The following is a 21275-nucleotide window of genomic DNA, read 5'->3' on the forward strand; positions in this document are numbered from 1 at the left end:
ACGACCACCATGCGAGAGCTCGACAAGCCATCTTCGATCGCCACGACGCGCCGCAGGCTCGCGGCGGCCCTCTGCGCCGCGCTCGCGCTCGCGGCCTGCTCGAAGGGAGGCCCCGGCAGCGGCGACGGCGCCGCCGGCGACTACGAGGTGCAGGAGCTGCGCTATCAGGGGTTCTCGGGCATGGTCTCGGTGCCCGAGCTGGCGGAGGACCTGGGGTACCTCGCCCCGATCAAGCTGAGCTACGTCGGCAACACGATCAGCGGGCCGCAGGACATCCAGACCGTGGTCACCGGAGACACCGATCTCGGGCAGGCGTTCAACGGCGCGGTGATCAAGCTGATCGCCGCCGGGGCGCCGCTCCGGGCGGTGGTGGGCGGCTACGGGATCGACGCGAAGCGGTGGAGCGGCTTCTACGTGACCGAGGACAGCCCCATCCAGGCGGCGCGGGACCTGATCGGCAAGAAGGTCGCGATGAACACGCTGGGCGCGCACCACGAGCTGATGCTGAAAGAGTACCTGTCGCGGCAGGGGCTCACGAGCAACGAGATCGCGCAGGTCACGCTGGTGGTGCTGCCGCCGGTGAGCGCGGAGCAGGCGCTTCGACAGGGGCAGGTGGAGGTCGCCGTCCTCGGCGACATCCTGCGCGACAAGGCGCTGGAGCGCGGCGGCGTCCGGGCCCTGTTCTCGGATCACGAGCTGTTCGGCGAGCTCACCGCCGGCAGCTACGTGATGAGCAAGCGATTCCTGAAGGAGAGCCCGAACAGCGCCCGCAAGTTCGTGGAGGCCGCGGCGCGCGCCATCGAGTGGGCCCGGAGCACGCCGCGCGAGGAGGTGGTGGCCCGATTGCAACGCATCATCGAGCGGCGGGGGCGCAACGAGGACGCGTCGCTCGTGAAGTACTGGACCAGCCTGGGCGTCGCCGGCAAAGGCGGGCTCCTGTCGGCCGGGGAATACCAGATCTGGATCGACTGGCTGGTGAAGGACGGCGACCTCGAGGCGGGGCAGATCAAGGCCGAGGACCTGTTCACGAACGAGCTCAACCCGTTCGCGGCGACACAGGGGCAGTGACGGCGCCGGCCGCGGCGCCTCCCGCTCGCCACCGCCTGCGGTAGAGGAGGAATTTGCCGTGGTTCACGGCCCGCGCGCGGCGGCGCTGGCCTCTCCTACGATCGCCGCCGGAGGATGTGCTGGAGCAGCTGGCGCGAGATGTTCAGGAGCTTTGCCGCCTTCCGGCGGTTTCCCCCGGCGCGCGCGAGCGCCTCGTCGACCATGACGGTGCGCACCTGCTCCTCGACGTCCTGGATCGACGCCCGCCCCACCGCCGCGCGCACCTGAGGCCGGAGATCGGGCGGCCGGGCCAGCGCGTCGTCGATCGTGCGCTCCAGCTCCTCGAGGCGCAGCGGCTTCGCCAGGAACGAGCGCACCCCCATCTGGGCGAGCCGGAACGAGACGGCCGGGCTCGCCGAGCCGCTGATGGCCACGATCGTCGGCGCGACAGCGCAGGTCATGGCCCGCTCAACGACGTCGACGGCGTTCCCGTCCGGGAGCATCACGTCGGCGATGATGCCTTGAAACGCCCCGTCCGCGAGCGCGCGGTGCGCCTCGGCCACCGACGCGCACGCGACGACCTCGGCGCCGCGCGCCTCGAGCGCCTCGTGCAGCGCGCGCCTGAGCCTCGCGTCGTCCTCCACGACCAGCCAGCGTAACATCGTATGGTAGAATGCCCCCGGTTCATGGGGGCGCATAGTCTCAAGAGGGCGGAGCTGGCCAGCCTCCCGGCGGCGTCGGCAGCGTCAGCCGTGTCGGCGCTGTCGGCCGTGTCGGCGCTGTCGGCCGTGTCGGCGCTGTCAAATGGCGCGCAGCTCGACGCCCTCATCACGCGCGAGGCGCTGCGGGGTGAGCGCACCGCCTCGATCGCGCGGAGCGTCTTCTGCGCGGCCCTCCTCGCGCGGTTCCTCGCCGTCGGGGGTTTGGCGCCGTCAGGCTCTCACGCGCGCTCGCTCATCGAGGTTCCGCTGCTCCTCGGCGCGGTTGTCGCCTCGCTGTACGTGTGGTGGCGGAGCCGGAGGGCCGATGCCCCTCCTCACCTGATCCTCGTCTCGGTCGGCCTCGACGCGCTCCTGTGCTTTCTGGCGCTGCTGCCGAACGTGCTCTGGCCCTGGGACGGCTACCCGGGAATCTTGCACCTGCCCGATATGGCCGCGCTCCTCATCACGGTGTCCGTGAGCGCATTCCGGCTCGTCCGCCGGGCGGTGCTCCTCGCGACGGCGGCGAACGCGCTCTCCGCGCTCGTGCTCATCGTGCTCGACCGCGCGCTGAACGGCGGCCACCACGGCCACTTCTGGGCGCCGGCGTCGCTGTTCTTCCTCCTGCTCCTGACGGCCGCCAGCGCGGCGCTCCTCGTCACGAAGCGCACGGTCCGCGTCGTCGAGCTCGGGGCGCAATCCACGCTGCGCGCCGAGCGCGCGCAGCGGAACCTGAGCGTCATGCTGCACGAGCACCACGACGTGAAGACCTCGCTCTCGGCCGCCCTCATCGACACCGATCTCCTCCGGCGCGAGCTCCTTCGGGTCGAGTCCGCGAGCGCCGAGCGCATGTTGCGGAAGCTGGAGCAGCTCCGCGAGAGCATCGAGGATGTCGCCTCGACCATGGGGCACATCCGCGATCGGACGATGCGCGAGCTCGACGCGCTGCGCGCGACGGCCCCCGCCGAGATCGGCGAGGCGACCCGCGGCGCGCTCCGGGTCGTCCGGCGGCGCTACCAGGCGGTGAAGGTCGACGTCACGGAGCGCGCGGAGCGCACCGCGGTCCTCTTCGCGGGGGGGCACGACGTGCTGGAGCGAGTGCTCCTCAACCTCCTCGTCAACGCGTGCGAGGGGACGGGCGAGCGCGGGGCGTCCAGCGTGACGCTGGACGCGCGCCCGCTGGGCGGCGGACGGGTGGCCATCGAGGTGAAGGACGACGGCCCCGGGTTCCACGACACGCCGAGCCCGAAGCCGGGCGGGTCCGGACAGGGGCTCGGCTTCGTGGCCGGCATGGTGGAATCGAGCGGTGGGCTCGTCCTGCGCGCCAACCTCCCGGAAGGCGGCGCGAAGGTCACCATCGAGCTGCTCGAAGCGCCTGTGTGACGGCGGAGCCCGCGGCGCGCCGACGGGGTGGCAAGAAAATTTGCCCTCATCGCGCCGCTGGCCGCGCGGTACGCCTCGGCGGCGAAGTGGGGACTCGCATGGGCTCCGTCGCTCGCAAACCTCGGGAGGATGATTCGGCATGAAGAAAACCAGCCCAATGACAGGTCCTGCATTGGCTCCGACCTGGATTGCGATCGCCGCGGCCGCGGCGACGTTCGCGGCCTCCGGCCCCGTGAGCGCGCAGGCGCGGCGTTCGCCGATCTTCGATCCCGCGCTGAACGCTCCCGGCCGGCCGCTGCGCGGGTTCGCCGATCTCCACACCCACCCGATGGCGCACCTCGGCTTCGGGGGGCACGTGCTCCACGGCGCTCCCGACGTCGACGTGCTCATGGCGCCGGGGACCATCTACGACCCCAGCGGTCAAGGCGTGTCAGGCGCCACGTGCAATGCGTCGGCGCGGCGCGCCGCCAGCATCGCGGAGGCGCTGGGGACCAGCTACAGCACCCACCGGGGTCACGATTTTCTCACGAACAAGTGCGGGAATCACGTCCGCCAGCTCGTGCTCGGGGAAATGGCGAAATCCCACGGCATCCGCTCGTTCGAGGTCGAGCGCCCCGTGGGTTATCCGACGTTCGCGCACTTCCCGGCGCATAACGATATCTTGCACCAGCAGATGTGGGTCGACTGGATCCGCCGCGCGAAGGAGGGTGGTCTCCGGGTGATGGTCGCGCTGGCCGTCAACAGCCGCACGCTCGCCCATGGCATCGAGGCAAACCCGCCCGTCGACGACAGGGCGTCGGGCAATCTCCAGATCGAAGAGCTCGTCCGCTTCGTCGGCAAGCACGACGCGTGGATGGAGATCGCGCGTTCATCCGCCGATCTCCGGCGCATCGTGGAGAAGGACAAGCTCGCGGTGATCGTCGGTGTCGAGCTGGACGACATCGGCAACTTCGTGTGGAACAGAGCGTCTCCCACGGAGGCCCAGATCCGCGCGGAGATCAAGCGCCTCCACGTCCTCGGCGTGCGCTACGTGTTCCCGGTCCACCTCACCGACAACCTCTTCGGCGGCACCGCCGCCTACGAGGACGAGGTAGCGCGCGCCAACCGCTTCCAGACGGGGAAATGGTGGGACCTCGAGTGCTCCCGCGGAGAGGGCATCACGAAGCAGATCCAGTCGGGGAACGACCTCTTCAAGCTGATGAAGCTCGGCGACGCCGGCGGTCACATCCCGCTCCCGAGCTGCCAGGCGGGGGAAGGCCACAAGAACCGGCTGGGGCTCCTGCCCATGGGCCGCGTCGCCCTCAACGAGATGATGCGGCTCGGGATGGTCATCGACATCGATCACATGTCGCAGCGGATGGTGAGCGACGTGCTCGCGTTCACCCGGACGACGCCCGGAGGCGCGTATCCGCTCGTCTCGGGGCACAACGGGCTCCGCGGATCGAGCGGCAACGAGAACGGCCGGACCAGCGCCCAGTACACCGAGCTCGCCGCGCGCGGCGGGCTCGCGGGCGTCGGCTTCGGCGACTCCGATGCGCGGACCTTCCTGCGGAGCGCGACCGCCGTGGCGGCGATCACGTCAGGCGGCAAGGCGCTTCAGATCACCCTCGGGTCGGACATCAACGGGATGGTCGTCATGCCGCGCTCTCCCGAGTGCCAGGCGCCCCGGGATCGGGTGGTGACGGTGCCAGGCGACGCCTGGGGCCACCCGCCCGCGCAGCTCCGGTGCACGGGGGCCGAGATCGACGTGCGCTCCGCGCGCATCGGTTGCCTCGACATCCAGACCAGCGGAAACCTGACGGGCCTCGTCGGCCGCGCCTGCGACGCCAAGAGCTCCTGCTCTTACAAGGCGCCGACCCCCGACGAATACCGCCGCGCCGGTGTCCAGGCCGCGACGCGCGCGTTCTGCACGCAGGCCATGGAGATCGTGTATCGCTGCGTCGATCCGGCGGCCGAGGCGTGCGTCGATTACTCCAGCTTCCCCAGGGCCCGGATGGGGAGCCGCTCGTGGGATTACAACGAGGAGGGGGTCGTTCACATCGGGCTCTTCCCGGATTTCCTCAAGCACGTCGAGGCGCTTCCGGGCGGAGAGCAGCTCATCGACCGGCTCTACACCGGAGCCGAAGGCTTCGCGCAGATGTGGGCGAAGGCCGAGACGGTCGGCCGCTCCGTCCCCTGATCCGCGCACGTCCGTCCCGGGGTCGGGGAACGCGACCCGGGTTGGCCCTGCGCGGTAACGCTGTGCCGCGCCGCCGCCGGCCCGGGTCGGGTCCTCGTCCCGCTGTTACTGGCGCATCCACGCCACGAGAAACTTGGTCGTGTTCGCCCCCGGGTTGAACGCGTCACCCTCGCGGATGCTGGCCGAGAACTCGATGGTTTTGGGCCCGGTCTGGGACGCGCTGAACCCGACAGCGCCGTTGTGGCCATCGATCTGCACGGTGATCGTGCCGGCGACGATGTTGGTCGCGCTCGTGATCTTCTTGAAGCAGCCCCGCGTGCCAGGCCAACCGCTGTTGCAGGTCACCGTCGTGAGGCCGATCTGGAGCGCCTGCTCCGCCTCTTCCACGGTCTCCTCGCTCAGGTACTCGTCGCTCAGGGCCTCATCGCCCTCCTGCGCGATGCAGCCCGCGAGCGCCATGGAGGCGAGGACGGCGATCATCCCGCTGAGCTTCGCGAGAAACCTCATGCCTCGGCCCTTCCCGCCCGACCGAGCTCGCCGGTCATCTTCGGGTCGGGCCATGGCGCAGCCGTCCTGGCCTTCGAGGAGTGTGCCTTGTGCGCTCTTGATGTCGTGTGTCATGCTCCGCCTCCATTCATGCTTTCGGTTTCTGTCGCTCCAGCGGTGTGGCCGTCGCGTTGCGGTGCTCGTACGAGGACCGTGACCTGGTACGGAGGTGGTACCTCACGGTCGGAGATGCGATAAGGGCAAACGTTCTTGCCCCACCTGGCAAACTTCCTTGCCCTCGAAGGTAAATACATGGCCTGTCCGCCACGCGCGGCGCGCGCCGTCGAATGGGCCCGGAGCACGCCGCGCGAGGAGGTGGTGGCCCGGCTGCAGCGGTTCGGTCCGGGCTCGGCGCGCTGCGCCGCACGAAGGCACGCTCGCGGAGCGTGACATCGTCACGGCGTGACATCGTGACATCGTCACATCGTGACATCGTCACGGCGTGACATCCGAATCTTGGCGTCTTATGGAGTCTTGACGACCCCCATCATTGCCGCAGGATGGGGTAAGTACCCACCACCCGGCGTTCTTCAGGGCGCTGCTTGCCCAGGAGCTCGACGCGAGCCCAGGAGCTCGACGCGAGCGAGGCTTACTTCAACGGTTAGGTCCGCCCGGAGGCGGGGGCGGCGGCCCTTCAGGGAGGATCTCGACCGCCATCCCCTCGGTCAGCTCCGCGCTCGCGAGCTTCACGACCCGCTCGCTCCCGTCGAGCCCGGTCGACACCTGGATCGTCGCGCCCGTGTCGCGCTCGACGACGATCGGCGCGAAGCGGATCCTGCTCCCGGGGTCGATGACGGCCACGCGGAGCCCCTTGGCGTCGTTGTAGAGCGCCGTCGCCGGGATCTCGAGCACGCGGTGCGGCGTGGGCAAGGTCAGCGCGACCTCCGCGTACATGCCGGCGAGGAGGCGGCCGTCGGGGTTCGGCACCCGCACCTCCGTGTTCATCGTCCGGGTCGCCGGGTCGAGCGCGCCGGCCGTGCGCGCGATCGTGCCCTGGAACGGCTGCCCCGCGAACTCGCGCACCGTGACCTTCGCCGGCGCGTCGACCCGCACGCTGGGCGCCACGTCCTGCGGGACGCCCACGAAGACGCGCACGGGGTCGGTCGCCGCGATGGTGAAGAGCGGCGTCCCATTGCCCGCCGTGACAAGCGCCCCGCGCTCGGTCGTGCGCGAGGTGACCGTCCCCGCGAACGGCGCGGCGACCTTCGCGAACTTCTTCTGATCCAGGATGCGCTGGACGTTCGCCTGCTGCGCGGTGATCGCCGCGCGCGCCACGGTGACGCTCGCTTCGGCGACGTGCGCCTGCCCCTGCCGCTGCTCGAGCTCCTCCTGCGGCGCCACGCCCGCGGGGACGAGCTGCTCGTAGCGCTTCACGCTCGACCTCGACAGGTCGCGGTTGGCCTCGGCCTGCACGAGGCCGGCGCTCGCCTGCACGAGCTGCGCGCGGGCCTGCGCGAGCTCCTGATCGAGCTCGGGCGTGTCGATCTCGGCGAGGATCTGCCCCTCCTCGACCTTGTCGCCGATGTCCGCGGTCCACCGCCGCACGTAGCCGCTCACGCGCGGGTAGACGACCGTCTCGGCGAGGGGCTGGATGCTCCCGGGCAGGACGAGCGCCCGGTCGCTCGACACGGGCTGCGGCGCGACGACCCCCACGCGCGGGGCCGCGCCCTCGGCGGCCCGCGCGCCCTGCTCCAGCGCGGCGCGGGCGCTGCGGCGGGGCAGGTAGGCCGCGGCGAACGCCGCCCCGAGCACGACGACGAGGCCCACGCCGAGGGCGAGGCCGCGGGTCCTCGTCAGCACGGCGGGCGGCGGCAGATCGAACCCGAGGTCGTCGGCAGGGCTGCCCGGAGACGGGGGAGCGGAGGTCGGGGGGGCAGCGGAGCGGCGGGCGGGGGAGCTCATAGGTCCTCTGCGAGCGGGTCTCTGGCCGGGGCCTTGTTCCGGAGGAGGCTGTACATCACGGGCACGAAGAAGAGCGTGCTCAGCGTCGCGACGAGGAGGCCGCCGATGACCGCGCGCCCCAGCGGGGCGTTCTGCTCGCCGCCCTCGCCCAGGCCGAGCGACATGGGCAGCATGCCGAAGATCATCGCGAGCGCCGTCATGAGCACCGGCCGGAGGCGCGTCATGCCCGCGGCGAGGGCCGCGGTGCCCGCGTCGCGGCCCAGCTTGCGCTGGTCGTTCGCGAACGTCACGACGAGGATGCTGTTCGCCGTGGCGACGCCGACGCACATGATCGAGCCCATGAGCGCGGGCACGCTCAGCGTCGTGTGCGTCACGAACAGCACCCACGCGATGCCCGCTACCGCGCCCGGCAGCGCCATCAGGATGATGAGCGGGTCGAGCCACGACTGGAAGTTCACGACCATCAGCAGGTAGACGAGCACGACCGCGAAGAGGAGCCCGTAGCCGAGCCCCGTGAACGAGGTGTCCATGCTCTCCGCCTGCCCCTTGATGGTCACCTTCGTCCCGCGCGGCAGCTCGGGCCTGAGCTCGTCGACGACGCGCGAGACGGCGCCCGCGACCGAGCCGAGGTCGGTGCCGTCGACGTTCGCCTGGACGTCGAACGTCCTCGCGACGTTGTAATGGGTGATGTTCGCCGGCCCGGTCGCCCGCGACATCGACGCGACGTTGGACAGGAGCTGGGGGCGGCCGTCGCCCGTCGACAGCGGCGTGGCGTTCACGTCGTCGATGGATCCCATCGCGTACTGGGGCGTCTGCACCGCGACGAGGTACTGCACGCCGCGCTTGTCCAGCCAGTAGGTCGGCGACGTCTGCCCGCTCGACGAGAGCGAGACGAGCACGTCGCTCGCCACGTCGCGCTGGCTGAGCCCCAGCTGGTCGGCCATCGTTCGATCGACGTCGATGCGGAGCTGCGGCCTCGCCGGCACCTGCGCGAGGTGGACGTCGACGGCGCCGGGGATCTTCTCCATGCGCTCGGCGATCTTCAGCGCGACGGCGTAGGTCTCGTCCTCCTTGCCGATCGGGCCGACCACCTGGACGTTGATGGGCGCCGCGAGGCCGAAGTTCAGCACCTGCGTCGAGATGTCGGGGGCGAGGAAGAAGAACGTCGTGTCGGGGTACGCCGCGTTGAGCTTCGCGCGGAGCGTCCGGACGTGGTCCGCGGTGGGCCGGTGGTGCTCCGCGAGCGCGATGAAGATCTGCCCGTCGGCCGACGAGATCTGCGCGCCCTCGCTGAGCGACAGGTTGATGCCGCTCGCCGGGATGCCGATGCTGTCGAGCATCGTGCGGATCTCGCCCGGCGGGAGCGCCCCGCGGATGGTCTCCTGGATACGGGCGAAGCGCCGCTCGCTCTCCTCGAGGCGGGTGCCCGGCGGGCCGCGCACGTGGAGCTTGATGAGCCCCGCGTCGACGGTCGGGAAGAAGTCGCGGCCGAGGAGCGGGATCAGCGCGACCGAGGCGGCGACGAGCGCAAGGAACGCCCCGACGGACAGGGCGCGGTGCGCGAGCGCCCAGGCGAGCCACCCGCCGTACGCCCCCCGCAGCCGGTCGAAGGCGCGGTTGAACGCGGCGAAGACGCGCCCGAAGAGGCCCTTTGGAGCGGCGTGGCCGTGCGCGTGCTCCGCCGCCTCGCGCTCGAGCAGGAGGCGCACGAGCGTCGGGACGAGCGTCCGCGACAGGAAGTACGACGTGAGCATGGCGAAGACGACCGCCAGGGCCATCGGCACGAAGAGCGACCGCGCGGCGCCGGTGATGAAGGCGACCGGCACGAAGACGATGCAGATGCAGAGCGTGGAGACGAGCGCCGGGACGGCGATCTCCTGCGCCCCGTCGACGATGGCGCGCAGGAACGGCTTCCGCTGCCCGAGGTTCCTGTGGATGTTCTCGATGGCCACGGTCGCGTCGTCGACGAGGATGCCGACGGCGAGCGCCATCCCGCCGAGCGTCATCACGTTGAGCGTGTGGCCGAGGGCGTTCAGCGCGATGATCGAGACGAGGATCGAGAGCGGGATGCTGGTGACGACGATGAGCGTGCTGCGCCAGCTCCCGAGGAACAGCACGATCATGAGCGCCGTGAGCCCCGCGGCGATCAGCGCCTCGTGCACGACCCCGGAGACCGCGGCGCGGACGAACACCGACTGATCGAAGAGCAGCGAGACCTTGAGCTCCTTCGGGAGCTTCTCCAGCGTGGCCGGCAGCATCGCGTGGATGCGCGAGGCGACGTCGAGCGTGCTCGCGCTCCCGTTCTTGAGGATGCTCAGGAGCACGCTGCGCTTGCCCTCCACGTGCACCATGTTCGTCTGCGGCGCGTTCCCGTCGCGCACGCTCGCGACGTCGCGGAGGGTGATCGTCCTGCCGTTCACCGTCTTGAGCGGCAGCTTCCCGAGCTCCTCGAAGGCCGCGGGGCTGCTGTTCATGATGACGGGGTACTCGTTCTCCCCCATCTTCGCCGTGCCGGAGGGCAGGGTGACGTTCTGCAGCCCGAGCGCCGCGTTCACGTCGCGCGGCGACAGCCCCCAGGCGAAGAGGCGCTGCGGGTCGATGTCGACCATGATCTGGCGCTGCTTCCCGCCGTACGGGTACGGGATCTGCGTGCCCCGGATCGTGGCGATGTCGGCGCGGATGAAGTTGACCGCGTAGTCGAAGAGCTGCTGCTCGCTCAGCGACTCGCTCTCCAGCGCGGCCTGGAGGATCGGCACGTTCGAGGCGCTGTAACGGATGATGAGCGGCGGGCTGATCCCGGGCGGCATCTGGCGGATCGCGGTCTGCGAGATCGCCGTGACCTGCGCCGTCGCGGCCTCGATGCTGGCGCCGGGCTGGAGGAAGATCTTGATGATCGAGATGCCGGTGAGCGACTGGCTCTCGATATGATCGATGTCGTTGACGGTGGTCGTGAGGAAGCGCTCGTAATTGTTGACGATGCGCTTCTCCATCTCCTCGGGGGGGAGGCCGCCGTAGTTGAAAATTACAGACAGGACCGGGATGTCGATGTCCGGGAAGATGTCCGTCGGCATCCGGGCGACGGTGAACACGCCCAGGATGACGATCAGCATCGACATCACGATGAACGTGTACGTGCGTTGAAGCGCGATCCGGACGAGCCACATGGGCCAATTCCCGTCCCCCTCCGGAGCGCCCCGGCCGGGGGTGGCGCCTGAGGGCAGGCTCCGCATTTAGGGTGCCCTTGACGTTCGTCCAATCTATTCTTTCGTATCACACGATACCTTCAAGGTATGGATCTACGCCACCTCCGGTACTTCACGGCCGTCGCCGAGGAGCGGCACTTCGGCCGCGCGGCGCAGCGGCTCGGCATCGCCCAGCCGCCGCTGAGCCGGCAGATCCAGGATCTCGAGTCCGAGCTCGGGTTCTCGCTCTTCGATCGCTCGCGGCGGCGCGTCGAGCTGACGCCCGCGGGCGCGGTGCTCCTCGCCCATGTCCGGCGGGTCTTCGACGCGCTCGAGCTCGCGGTGCACGAGGCCCGGCGCGCGAGCGTGGGCGAGACCGGGCGCCTCGTGGTCGGGTACCTGTCGTCGCTCGCCTACAGCGGCATCACCGAGCTGGTCCGCACCTTTCGCGGGGAGCTCCCCGCGGTGGAGCTCGCGCTCCGCGAGATGCCGCCGCAGGAGCAGATCGAGGCGCTGAAGGACGGGCGCATCGACGTCGGCTTCGTGAGGGCGCCGCTCCACGACGCCCGGCTCGCGTCCGAGTGCGTCCGGCGCGAGCCGCTCCTGGTCGCCCTGCCGGCCGATCACCCGCTCGCCGCGCGGAAGCGCATCCCGCTCGAGCTCCTGTCGCGCGAGCCGTTCGTCGTGTTCCCGCGCCAGCGCGGGTCGGCCTTCTTCGACCTGGTGATGGGGCTCTGCCGCGCCGCGGGCTTCTCCCCGCGCATCGCGCAGGAGGCGCTGCACCTCGACATCCTGAGCCTGGTGGCGGCGGGCTTCGGCGTCTCTATCTTGCCGGAATCCATCAAGAATGTCGGTCGCAAGGGGCTCGCGCTGCGGCCGATCGTGGGGGCGCCGTCGACCGATCTGCTCGTCGCGTGGCGCGCCGACGACGCGTCTCCCACGCTCCGGCAGTTCCTGTCGTTCGTGCGGCGGGTCGGCGTGAGCAAGGGCAAGGCGCGCGCGGCGCGCCGCAGGCCGGGGGAACCTGGGGAAGGCGAGCGCGGCCGCCGTGCCCGCGGGGCCGCCGCGGCGAGGCCGGACGCGGCGGAATAGCGGAGGCGCGGCGCGCGCCGGGGGCTCAGGCCCGGGGGCCCGGCGGCGCGTCGAGCGGCTGCCGCCTGCGGCGCAGCGCCGAGAGCGCGCTGCCGAGGGTCTGGTGGAGCGTCATCCCCCGGAGGTCGATGCCGAGGCGGATGAACCCCTGCGCGACCTGCGGCCGCATCCCCACGACGATGACCTCGGCGCCGAGCAGGAGGGCGGCGCGGGTCGTCTTCATCAGCGATCCCGCGACCTGCATGTCGGCGAAGGGCACGCCGGTGATATCCATCAGCAGCACCTCGGCTTCCTTCTGGCTGAGCTCCGCGAGCACCACCTCGAGCACGTGGCGCGCGCGCTCCGGATCGATGGTGCCGACGAGCGGCACGAGCAGCACGCCCTGGTCGAGCGGGATGACCGGGCACCCGAGCCGGCGCACGTCGTCCGCGAGGGCGCGCTCGCGCTCGTAGGCGGCGCGCGCCTGCTGCTCCTGTTCGATCAGCGACTCGATCAGCGACGCGCGCTCGAGCGCCGCGGTCAGCATCGCCACCCACATCTCCATGTCCCGGTGATCCAGCCCGAGCGGGCTGCTCACCGGGGCGCAGACGGCGAGGACGCCGCGATCCTCACCCTCGCTGCGGAGCGGGATGAGCCGGAGGACGTGGTCGCTCCGCCGGGCGGCGGCAGGCAGCCAGTCGCCGCGCGGGAACGCCTCGGCCGCGACGCGCGCGCCCGCCTCCGGCGTGGCGGCCGCTCCGGGGGAGCAGCTCTCGACGACCCGCAGCAGGGGAGCCGTGTCCCCGGGCGCTTCCCACACGGCGAGGCAGCCCCAGCTCATCTGCACCGCGGAGAGCCAGCTCAGCTTGCTCCCGCCGCCGCCCGCGTCCGCCAGGAGCGTCTCCCGGATGACGAGGTTGATGTCGAGCAGGCCGTTCAGGTAGTCGGCGCGGGCCGCCTCGATCGCGACCCGGCCCTCCATCACGGCGCGCCGGGCCCCCCGGATGTACGTCGCCACGCGCCGCTCGGCGGCGGCGTCCGCCGCGCCGCGGAGCATCGCCTGGCCCGCCCGCTCCAGCCGGTCGACCATCTCGAGGAGCTGGTCGATGTCGGGCATCTGCTCCGCGGCCTCTCGCCAGGCCCTCTCCAGCGCCGCGGCAGCGGGGCCGGGCCTGCCCCAGACGGCCGCCTCGAGCCCGAGGACCACCTCCGTCGCCCCGGGCCAGGCCTCTTCCGGCGGCGAGCTCGGATCGAGGGCCGTCGAGGCGCTCGCGAGCGCGGCGAGCTCCCGCGCGAGCGCGCCGGCCCGGGCGGCGGCGCTGCGGGCCGACGCGGGCGCGCTGGCCGGCGCCGCGGCGCTGCGGGACGACGGGGGCGCGTCGCGCAGCGCCGGGGCGGGCGAGCAGCCGCAGGAGCGGCGCAGGACCAGGGTCGTCGGCGCGATGTGCCCCGCGCGGGGGAGCTCCCGCCCGGCGAGGAGGTCGATGAGCAGCTCGGCGGCCGTCCCGCCGAGCCGGTCGAACCGCTGGCGGACCGTCGTCAGCGGCGGCGAGGCGTACCGGGCTGCCTCGATGTCGTCGAACCCGACGAGCGCGATGTCCTCGGGGACGCGGATGCCCGCCTCGGCGAACGCGTCGAGGACCCCGAGCGCCTCCTTGTCGGCCGACATGAACATCGCGGTGCAGGTGACGCCCTCTTCCAGCAGGCGCCGCACGGCGAGCCGGCCGCTCGCCCGCTCGTTGTTCGGAAGATCGAAGACGAGGTCGGGGTCGAACGAGATGCCGCGCTCCTCGAGCGCGTCCCGGTAGGCCTGGAAGCGCTGCCGGATGTCCTCGTGCGCCATGTGGCCCGCGAAGACGATCCGCTCGTGGCCGTGGTCGAGCAGGTGGCGTACGGCCGAGAGGGCGCCACCGTGGTTGTCGGGCAGGACGTAGGGACAGCGCGCGTCGTCGTTCGCGCGCGCGCTGAGGGTCACGACGGGCCGGCCGTCGTCGAGGAAGGGCTCGAGTTCCGCCGCGTCGATGAGCGCGATCCACCCGTCGACCTGGTCTCGCGCGAGCCGCAGCCTGTGGACGTCTCGCGGGGACGCCCTGATGGCGAGCACCCGATACCCGGCGCGCGCGGCGGCCGACTGGATACCGCCGAGAAGCTCGCAAACATAGCTGCCCCAGATGTCGGGGCACATGATGCCGATGGCTCTATCGAGCGACATGGTGGCAGCATCCTCGGTGGTCCTCAGCGCCCGCGTTCCGTCGTGACGCGATCACAAACGCAACCTGGTAGCACGCGACACCCGTGTGGCCATGCCGCTCTGCGGTGCGCTCGCGGCGGCAGCGGGCGCTCGTCGTCGCGAGCTCCAGCGTTCCCGCGCCCCCGCGTCCGGCTCCCGGTCGCCTGCTGATGGCCGTGCTGAGCGGCAAGCGGCGCGAGTATCGGATGGACGGCGATGCTTGTCAGCCCCGATTGTCGCGCGCCGGAGGGGCGCCGCGGCGGGCGGCCTCATGGGGCGCCCCGCCGGCCCATGTCATGGTCTCCCCTGCCCGGACGCCGCACCGCACGTGTCGTCCTCGGAAGAGCACACCTTGCCTGTGCGCAGGTCCACGAAGTACCACGCGAGCGTCATCAGTATCGGGGAGGTGTTGCACGGCGGGGCGAGGTGCATCCGGACGTGCGCGCTCGCCCTGTCGACGCCCTCGGGCCGGAAGGCGAGGCAGGAGGCGCCGGCGGGCCCTCGTTGCTTCAGCGCCCAGGCCCTGGCCAAAACGACGGCCCTTTGCCCCCTCTGCTCCAGGTCCTGAAGAAATCGCTCGATGGGCACGTAGGCCTTGCCGTCGTGCCACATCGCCGCGCCGCGCCGCATATCGACGCGGAATCGCTCCGTGGCGCAGATGCGGCTCGCCGGGGAGCACGTCTCGCCGGCCCGGGCGACGAGATCGAAGGCATGGCCGTGGGATGCCTCCAGCGTGAGCGAATCGACCCCGGACCATTTCCATTCGAGCAGCTGGCCGAGCGCGGTGACCGCCGGGTGATGGTCCCGGTACCAGCTCGCCTTGAACGCCGCGTAGCCGCGGAGCTCGCCGTTGTCGTCCCACGAGAGCTCGCGCGTGCGCCTGTCGACGCGGAAGCGCGCGAGCCGCTTGCGGTCGTCGGGCGAGAGCACGGACACGTGGAGGTGCATGGCCGTCTCGTCCTCGACGTGCAGCGCGGTCGTGCCTTCCCAGGCGATGGCGTCGTCGATGAAGCGCTTCTCCAGCGCCGAGACGGCTGCTCTCAGGGACTCCTCGCGCGCGGCGAAGAACTCGCGCATCGGCCGGGGCGCCGCCTCGTCCCACCAGCGCACGGTGCCAGCGCGCCTGTCGACGGCGAACGTGGCGAACGGCGCGAGGCGCGCGCTGAACGGAGCGCACTGGACGGGGCCGCGGTCGCGCCGGTGCAGCGCGACGATCGCCAGCCCGGCTGCGTCCTGCTCCGGCGAAAGCTCCCAGCACTCCGCCGGCAGCTTCTCCACGCTCACCCGCGGCGTCAGCCACGTGTCTTGAACGTCGGCGGCGCCCGATCTCGGGGCGGCGAAGAACGGGGCGAGCGCCTCTCTCACGAGGTCCGTGGCGTCGTCCGCCGGGGGGGCTGTGCCGGGGGCCGTTGAGAGGGCTGTGCCGGGGGCCGTTGAGAGGGCTGTGCCGGGGGCAGTGGGCGCGCCGTGCGTCGCGGGCCGCGCTGCCGGCCGAGGTGCCAGAGGTCCTCTCGCCTCGGGCGCGGGTGCCGCGCACGCCGCGAGCGCGAGCGACAGGCAGGCCGCGCAAGAGAGGGCCAGTCCGCGCAGGCGCCGCCGCGCCGGCCGCGCGATCGCCGCCGCGGGCATCCTGCTCTCGACCGAGCCGCTGCCCGGACCTCTCATGGCTTCCCCCTCGAGAACACGCGCTCGACGCAGCGATCCGCGCCCTGCTTCGCCAGGAGGACGTGGGTGGTCGCGGTGGACCGGGCGGGGCCCGGGCGCGTCAGCCGCTGCTCCACGTCCTCGCACTTCGTGGGATCCTCCCCGCCGGGGCCCCCGCACGCGCCGAGCTGCGGTGTCGACGCGAGCCCTGGCAGCGCTGCGCGCAGCTCCCGGTGCCAGCGCTCGCCCGCGGACGGCGACGCCGCTGGGCAGAGCCAGCGTTCGGCCTCTGCCCACTCGAGCCCGAGCCAGGCGTACACGAACGACTCCGCGTCAGGCGCGAGGGGCGGCGCTCGACGGACGCTGTCGCCTTCCACCGTGTAGCGCGCGGCGAGGGCGTCCCAGCGCGGGTACCATGGGAGGAAGGTCGGGTCGCCTGTCCAGCGCAGCGTGAAGCCCCCGGCGGACACCGCGAGGGTGTAGCCGGCCGGCATGTGGAATCGGAGGCTGTTCGCGAAGATCGCGCGCGGGTGCAGCGGGTCTGTTCCCTCCAGCAGCACCCTCGTGGTCAGCGTCCTCCAGAGCGAGACACAGGACGACTCCGCGCTCGACACGGCCAGCGCCCAGCGCCCCTTCGGTTGGCCCCCAAGGAAGCCATAAGACAGCCGGTTTCCCTCCGACGTCCACCCCGACGGATCGCTCTCGTGAGCGAGCGCGAGGCGAAAGCCGGCCCGGCCCCGCTCGAAGACGTAGAGAGACGCGTCCTCGCCGCACGGGACCGCGAGCGTGAGGAGCGCGACCCGGAGCTCGGGGTGCGCCGCGGGCTGCTCGATGCGGAGGTCGAGGAGGCTGCCCCACCGCCGTTCCTCGCCGGCGGGGCGGACGCCGAGCCGCTCGAGCTCTGCCATCGCGCGCGCGCGTGCATCCTCGGGCGCGCCCTTGGCCGCGTCGAGCGCGCGCCCGACGACGCCTCGAAACTCGGCCTTCAAGGCGCGGAGCAGCGCGGGAGCTCCCGCGGGGGGCGCGCTCAGCCCGATGCCGTCCGCGCTGGTGTCGAGCGCGGCGAGCGCCTGCATCGTGGCCACGACATCGGGTGGAAGCGGCGCTTCGCCCGGGGTTGGCCCTGGTGGCGGCGCAGGCGTGCTCTGGCGTTCCGCGGGCAGCGGGCGCGGTGGTGTCGAGTCTTCCTGCCGCGGCGGCGGGAGCGACCGGCGCGCTCCGGTCACGGGCAGAGTTCCCGGTGGAGCTCCTCCCGTGCAGGCGAGTTGCCAGAGCAGCGCGGCGGCCAGAGCGCCGCCTCCGGCGCGCAAGCAAGGAGCTCGAGACGGGCTCGGAGACATCGGCGCAGCGTAACGCCGATCCCGGGTCTCCGATTCCTTCGGCAGCGCCCTGGTCGCGGCTCAGGTCCCGTGCGGCGGGTGTTGCTCGGAATCGTTCGAAAAGAGAAACGCCTGCTGCTCGAGGGCCACCCGCCCCTTGCGCTTTGGCCGGCGCGGCGGCGCCCCGGACTCCGTCGGCTCGCCCTCGGTCTGCTCGGCGCAGCGCGGGCAGACAGCGGGCGGCTCCGGCGCTGCGAGCTCGATCCGGGGCGGCGAGGGGGGTTCCGGCTCCGCCTCGGGCTGCTGGAGTTCGACCGGATCCGCCCGCTCGATCTCGGCGCGACCGCGCGCGTGCTCGGCGGTGACCAGGGCGCGGAGGGCGCGGGCGGCGGCGCGGTGCTCGGCGGCTGCCCGGCGCAGGCGCGCGACGAGCTCCAGCGCTGCCCGCGGCGGCGCGTGGAAGCGGGCGCGCTCGCGGTGCGCGCAGCCGTCATGACCGCGGCCGCTGCTGCCGCAGTCGATGCAGATGAGATCGAGCGCGAGCGGCTCCCGGACGGCGGAGCTCGGCTCGTCCGCCGCGGTGTCGTCGGGCGGGATCGCGTCGATGGGTTCCTCGGCGGGCGGCAGCTCTTCGACGACGACGGCGGCGGCGGCCTTGCGGGGGCGCATGCCGATCGGCTAGCAGATCATTGAACGGATGTACAGTTGTGCCTGGCGCTCGTGGCGCGGTGGACCCTCCGGGGTTGGCGGACGCCCGGGCATGGCGGACCCAGGAAACGCCTGTGTCTGCCGTGTCCCTCGTGATTGAATCCCTGGTTCATGGCTCAGGATGAGGTCACGCGGCTCGGCAGGGAGGCGCTCTCGCAGTACACCCGCGATGAGCTGATCGACCTGGCTGACCGCGAGCTGGCCCGCACGGCGGAGCCGCTCCTGTTCCTCGCGGAGGCGTCGCGCCGTGAAGCCGCGCTCGACGACCGGATCGCGTCGCTCTACGAGCGCGCGCTGCGGTCTCCGTCTCCGCTGGTCAGGTTCCATGCGGCCTGGTGCGTCTACGACACCAGGGCTTGCTGGGCCCGGTTCATCCCCGTCCTGCAGGCCGCCCGCGAGGCCGAGGACGACGAGCCGAACCGGGAGAACCTCGATACCGTGATCGACCTTCTGCAGACCGAGCTCCGGGAGGAGGAAGAGGAGCAGATCCGGTGGGCGCACCCGGGGCTCGCTCGCGTCGAGTACGACGTGACCAGGCGGCGGGTGCTGTCCGGCGAGGAGCTCGCGTCGCTCAAGCAGGCCGTCGGCTTCCTGCGCATGCCGTACGATATCTATCGCTGGTACTCCGAGCGGAGCCTGAACATGCCGCTGGAGCGCGCGCTCGCGGCGCTTCGCCAGCTCGAGCGCTGGTGGGACGAGATCGCGCCTTCGTTCCAGTCCGAGTCCCCCTACAAACACTCGGATCCGTTCATGGATGAGGACAGCATCCACCCGCTGGGGGCCTACATCATCAGCAGCCAGTTCCTGTGGCACTATTACGAGTCGGACCAGGCTGAGCGCCATCTCCTCCGCTCCTTCCACCTGGCGGAGACGCTCATGACGAGGGGGCGGGGCGGAGCGGCTCTGGTCATGCCTCGCGCGTCGCTGAAGGAGCGGTATCTGGACGGCGTGTCGCAGGCTTACCACGATCCGCGCCTCTACGCGGTCAATCATTTCTACCTGGGAGAGCTCCACGAGCGCCGGGGCGCTCATGAGCAGGCCGCAGAGCATTACGCGCGCTTCGCCGAGATCGAGCCCGATTTCTCCCCGAGGAACTCGTACGTATCGCACCCGGCTTACTACGACATCAAGCGGTTCTATCCGGGGACGGTCGAGGCGTATGGCAGGCTCGGGGACCTGTACCGAGATCGGCGGGGCAATCCGGATCGGGCGCGGTTCTACTACGAGAAGGCCCTTCGGCTGAGCCCGTCGCACCACACGCCGTACCGAGAGTACGCGCGCCTCCTGGAGCAGGCCGATCCTCGCGGGGCGCTCGATCTCCTGCGGCAGGAGATCGAGGTGCTGACGTCCTATCCGGATCCCGAGCCGAGCCCGAGCTCGCGGTGTCTTCCCTTCGAGCCTCGGGAGGTGGTCGAGCGGTTCCATGCATGGCGCTCTCACCCGATGGCGGCGCGCCACGAGGTGGACGTCATCGCGCGGTCGGTTCTCCGGTTTCTGAAGGGCCTTTCTGTCGAGCCGTACCGGTCTGGGTACCCCGAGTGGAATGAGCTCGCGCAGCAGGTGGAGAGCGCCTCGTCTCCGAGCGCGTGACCCCAGGCGCCGTCGTGGCGCTGCGTCCGGCGGGGGGCCGACGTGGTAGCCTGCCGGCATGATCCTCCCGCTCGCGCCGCTCGCGCAGAGGAGCGCGCTGCCCCGGCCAGCCCGCGGCGTCCGGCTCGCGCGCGCGGCCTTCCTCGCCGGGGCGGCCGCGGCCTCCCTCGCGCTCGGCTGCCAGGGTATCCTCGGCATTCACGACGTCTCGCGCGACGGGGCCGGCGGTGACGGCGGCGCCGGCGCCGGCGGGGCCGCCGCGTCGGGCGGAGGCGGCAGCGGCGGCGACCTGTCCGCGCACGGCAGCGGCGGCGGGGCGCCGCAGGCGGGCTTCTCGATCGCGCTCGACCCGGCGGCGGCGCGCGTGGTGCGCGGCGGCTCGACGTCGCTCACCGTCGCCGTCACCCGCTCGGACGACTTCGCGGGCGACGTCGCTCTCTCGCTGTCGGGCCTGCCGAGCGGCGTCACGGCGAGCCCGGTCGTGGTCTCGGATGGCGAGGCCACCGGCGTGCTCACGCTGACCGCGGAGCCGCTCGCGATGCTCGGCGGCGCCGCGCCCTCGCTCGTGGCCAGCGCGCCCGGGCTGGAGGATCGGGAGCTGCCGGTCTCGCTCCTCGTCGCCGATCCGCCGGGGACGCTCGATGCATCGTTCGACGGCGAGGGCATCGCCACCAGCGGCACGCCCCACGAGGCGCGCGCCATCGTCGTCCAGGAGGACGGCAAGATCCTCGTCGCCGGCGTCGACGGAGCGACCTGGGGGCTCGCGCGCTTCCTGCCGAGCGGCGTGCTCGATCCGGAGTTCGGCACAGCGGGCCTCGTCGTCGGCCAGGAGGGAACGGTCAAGTCGCTGGCCCTGCAGCCGGACGGGCGCATTCTGGCCGTGGGGACGCGGAACGAGCAGCTCGCAGTGGTCCGGTTCAACGCGAGCGGCGGGATCGATCAGGCCTTTGGCGCGAGCGGGGTCGCGAGGCTCGATCCTGCCTTGATCAGCGGCTCGGAGGGCTTCGACGCCGCCGTCCAGAGCGACGGCTGGATCATCGCCGCCGGCGTCGGGAAGCCGGGCAACCGCGGCATCGTCGTGCGGTTCTCTTCCATGGGTGATGTCGATCACGACTTCGGCGGCTCGGGCGTCGTCTCGTTCGAGAATCGCCCGCTGCACTCGGTCGCGCTCGGAGAGGGCGGGCAGATCGTCGCCGGAGGAACCGAGCGGGACGCGGGCCCGACCTTCCTTGCGGTGCGGCTCGATCGCGACGGGGCGCTCGATCCCGGCTTCGGAACGGGCGGCATCGCCTATCTCTCGCAGACGCCCTACAACGATAACGACCTCGTCCTCGGGAGCGACGGCAAGCCGATCCTTGTCGGATACGCGCTCGACGGCGTGAATCACTATGCGTTCGCGCGCTTCAACGCGGACGGCTCGGCGGACACGACGTTCGGCGGGACCGGCATGGTGAACGCGAGCGGCGAAGAGAAGCCCTATGTGCGGGGCTACGGTGTCGCCCTCCAGGCCGACGGCAAGATCCTCGGCGCGGTCGCAGGCGGCACCGTGGCCTCGGGCATCACGGCCTCGATCCTGCGGCTCCTGCCGGACGGCTCCAGGGACGCCGGGTTCGGCGCCTCGGGCGCCGTCGTGCTCGACGACCATCCGGAGCAGAACTACCTCTACGCCGTCACCGTCCAGCGCGACGGCCGCATCGTGGCCGCGGGGAAGCGGTCGAACCTGGGGCTCATGGTCGTGCGCATCTGGGATTAGCCCCCTCGCTCGGCGTGGGGCGG

Annotated in this window: 14 protein-coding genes; 6 read left to right on the top strand and 8 right to left on the bottom strand. The window is 71.7% G+C overall.

Annotated features, from left to right (window positions below; translation table 11 throughout):
- The first annotated feature begins 9 nt into the window (after positions 1-9).
- Positions 10-1068 (top strand): ABC transporter substrate-binding protein, encoded by a 1059-nt coding sequence (locus tag WMF34_RS07500; protein ID WP_012234051.1) that lies wholly within the window; start codon positions 10-12, stop codon positions 1066-1068.
- 95 nt (positions 1069-1163) lie between these two features.
- On the opposite strand, the gene WMF34_RS07505 is transcribed toward WMF34_RS07500, so the two are convergent.
- Complete coding sequence (locus WMF34_RS07505; protein WP_044964237.1) at positions 1164-1709, bottom strand: response regulator; 546 nt, start codon at positions 1707-1709, stop codon at positions 1164-1166.
- Between the two features lie 24 nt (positions 1710-1733).
- Between WMF34_RS07505 and WMF34_RS07510 the strand changes: the two genes are divergently transcribed.
- Together WMF34_RS07510 and WMF34_RS07515 are read left to right on the top strand one after the other, a co-directional pair.
- Positions 1734-3128 carry an ATP-binding protein gene (locus WMF34_RS07510; protein ID WP_437992858.1) on the top strand — a complete coding sequence of 465 codons (1395 nt, stop codon included), beginning with the start codon at positions 1734-1736 and terminating at the stop codon, positions 3126-3128.
- Positions 3129-3267: 139 nt separating this feature from the next.
- On the top strand, positions 3268-5307 hold the full coding sequence (locus WMF34_RS07515; protein ID WP_437992859.1) for a membrane dipeptidase: 2040 nt from the start codon (positions 3268-3270) through the stop codon (positions 5305-5307).
- Between the two features lie 105 nt (positions 5308-5412).
- On the opposite strand, the gene WMF34_RS07520 is transcribed toward WMF34_RS07515, so the two are convergent.
- The 3 genes from WMF34_RS07520 to WMF34_RS07530 form a co-directional block, all read right to left on the bottom strand.
- Entirely contained in the window at positions 5413-5814 is a 402-nt protein-coding gene (locus WMF34_RS07520) for a hypothetical protein (protein WP_437992860.1), read from the bottom strand.
- 633 nt (positions 5815-6447) lie between these two features.
- Positions 6448-7755, bottom strand: coding sequence for an efflux RND transporter periplasmic adaptor subunit (locus WMF34_RS07525; protein WP_012234056.1), 1308 nt, complete (start codon positions 7753-7755; stop codon positions 6448-6450).
- On the bottom strand, positions 7752-10919 hold the full coding sequence (locus WMF34_RS07530) for an efflux RND transporter permease subunit (RefSeq protein WP_044964246.1): 3168 nt from the start codon (positions 10917-10919) through the stop codon (positions 7752-7754). The genes WMF34_RS07525 and WMF34_RS07530 overlap by 4 nt, the downstream gene beginning before the upstream one ends.
- A 126-nt stretch (positions 10920-11045) precedes the next feature.
- Between WMF34_RS07530 and WMF34_RS07535 the strand changes: the two genes are divergently transcribed.
- Positions 11046-12029 carry a LysR substrate-binding domain-containing protein gene (locus WMF34_RS07535; RefSeq protein WP_012234058.1) on the top strand — a complete coding sequence of 328 codons (984 nt, stop codon included), beginning with the start codon at positions 11046-11048 and terminating at the stop codon, positions 12027-12029.
- 25 nt (positions 12030-12054) lie between these two features.
- Here WMF34_RS07535 and WMF34_RS07540 read toward each other — a convergent pair whose 3' ends face one another.
- The 4 genes from WMF34_RS07540 to WMF34_RS07555 all read right to left on the bottom strand — a co-directional run bounded on the left by WMF34_RS07540 (position 12055) and on the right by WMF34_RS07555 (position 17870).
- Positions 12055-14220: a substrate-binding domain-containing protein gene (locus tag WMF34_RS07540; RefSeq protein ID WP_012234059.1), complete on the bottom strand. Its 2166-nt coding sequence runs from the start codon at positions 14218-14220 to the stop codon at positions 12055-12057.
- A gap of 312 nt (positions 14221-14532) precedes the next feature.
- Positions 14533-15603: a hypothetical protein gene (locus tag WMF34_RS07545; RefSeq protein WP_044964248.1), complete on the bottom strand. Its 1071-nt coding sequence runs from the start codon at positions 15601-15603 to the stop codon at positions 14533-14535.
- 296 nt (positions 15604-15899) lie between these two features.
- Positions 15900-16967: a hypothetical protein gene (locus WMF34_RS07550; protein WP_437992861.1), complete on the bottom strand. Its 1068-nt coding sequence runs from the start codon at positions 16965-16967 to the stop codon at positions 15900-15902.
- 315 nt (positions 16968-17282) lie between these two features.
- Positions 17283-17870 (bottom strand): hypothetical protein, encoded by a 588-nt coding sequence (locus WMF34_RS07555; protein ID WP_437992862.1) that lies wholly within the window; start codon positions 17868-17870, stop codon positions 17283-17285.
- Positions 17871-18020: 150 nt separating this feature from the next.
- Between WMF34_RS07555 and WMF34_RS07560 the strand changes: the two genes are divergently transcribed.
- Both WMF34_RS07560 and WMF34_RS07565 read left to right on the top strand, forming a co-directional pair.
- Positions 18021-19499, top strand: a complete 1479-nt coding sequence (locus tag WMF34_RS07560) for a hypothetical protein (protein ID WP_437992863.1) — start codon at positions 18021-18023, stop codon at positions 19497-19499.
- 58 nt (positions 19500-19557) lie between these two features.
- The gene (locus WMF34_RS07565) at positions 19558-21252 is read left to right on the top strand and encodes a hypothetical protein (protein WP_437992864.1); all 1695 of its coding nucleotides are present in this window, start codon (positions 19558-19560) and stop codon (positions 21250-21252) included.
- The last annotated feature ends 23 nt before the right edge of the window (positions 21253-21275 follow it).

Source organism: Sorangium sp. So ce145, from assembly GCF_051525985.1.
GTDB classification, from domain to species: domain Bacteria; phylum Myxococcota_A; class Polyangia; order Polyangiales; family Polyangiaceae; genus Sorangium; species Sorangium cellulosum_B.

Bases quoted from the DNA above. Each gene is read 5' to 3' on its own strand.
- WMF34_RS07525 (WP_012234056.1), bottom strand. From the start codon at position 7,755: ATGAGCTCCCCCGCCCGCCGCTCCGCTGCCCCCCCGACCTCCGCTCCC.
- WMF34_RS07530 (WP_044964246.1), bottom strand. From the start codon at position 10,919: ATGTGGCTCGTCCGGATCGCGCTTCAACGCACGTACACGTTCATCGTG.
- WMF34_RS07500 (WP_012234051.1), top strand. From the start codon at position 10: ATGCGAGAGCTCGACAAGCCATCTTCGATCGCCACGACGCGCCGCAGG.
- WMF34_RS07520 (WP_437992860.1), bottom strand. From the start codon at position 5,814: ATGAGGTTTCTCGCGAAGCTCAGCGGGATGATCGCCGTCCTCGCCTCC.
- WMF34_RS07535 (WP_012234058.1), top strand. From the start codon at position 11,046: ATGGATCTACGCCACCTCCGGTACTTCACGGCCGTCGCCGAGGAGCGG.
- WMF34_RS07560 (WP_437992863.1), top strand. From the start codon at position 18,021: ATGGCTCAGGATGAGGTCACGCGGCTCGGCAGGGAGGCGCTCTCGCAG.
- WMF34_RS07565 (WP_437992864.1), top strand. From the start codon at position 19,558: ATGATCCTCCCGCTCGCGCCGCTCGCGCAGAGGAGCGCGCTGCCCCGG.
- WMF34_RS07515 (WP_437992859.1), top strand. From the start codon at position 3,268: ATGAAGAAAACCAGCCCAATGACAGGTCCTGCATTGGCTCCGACCTGG.
- WMF34_RS07505 (WP_044964237.1), bottom strand. From the start codon at position 1,709: ATGTTACGCTGGCTGGTCGTGGAGGACGACGCGAGGCTCAGGCGCGCG.
- WMF34_RS07510 (WP_437992858.1), top strand. From the start codon at position 1,734: ATGGGGGCGCATAGTCTCAAGAGGGCGGAGCTGGCCAGCCTCCCGGCG.
- WMF34_RS07540 (WP_012234059.1), bottom strand. From the start codon at position 14,220: ATGTCGCTCGATAGAGCCATCGGCATCATGTGCCCCGACATCTGGGGC.
- WMF34_RS07555 (WP_437992862.1), bottom strand. From the start codon at position 17,870: ATGCGCCCCCGCAAGGCCGCCGCCGCCGTCGTCGTCGAAGAGCTGCCG.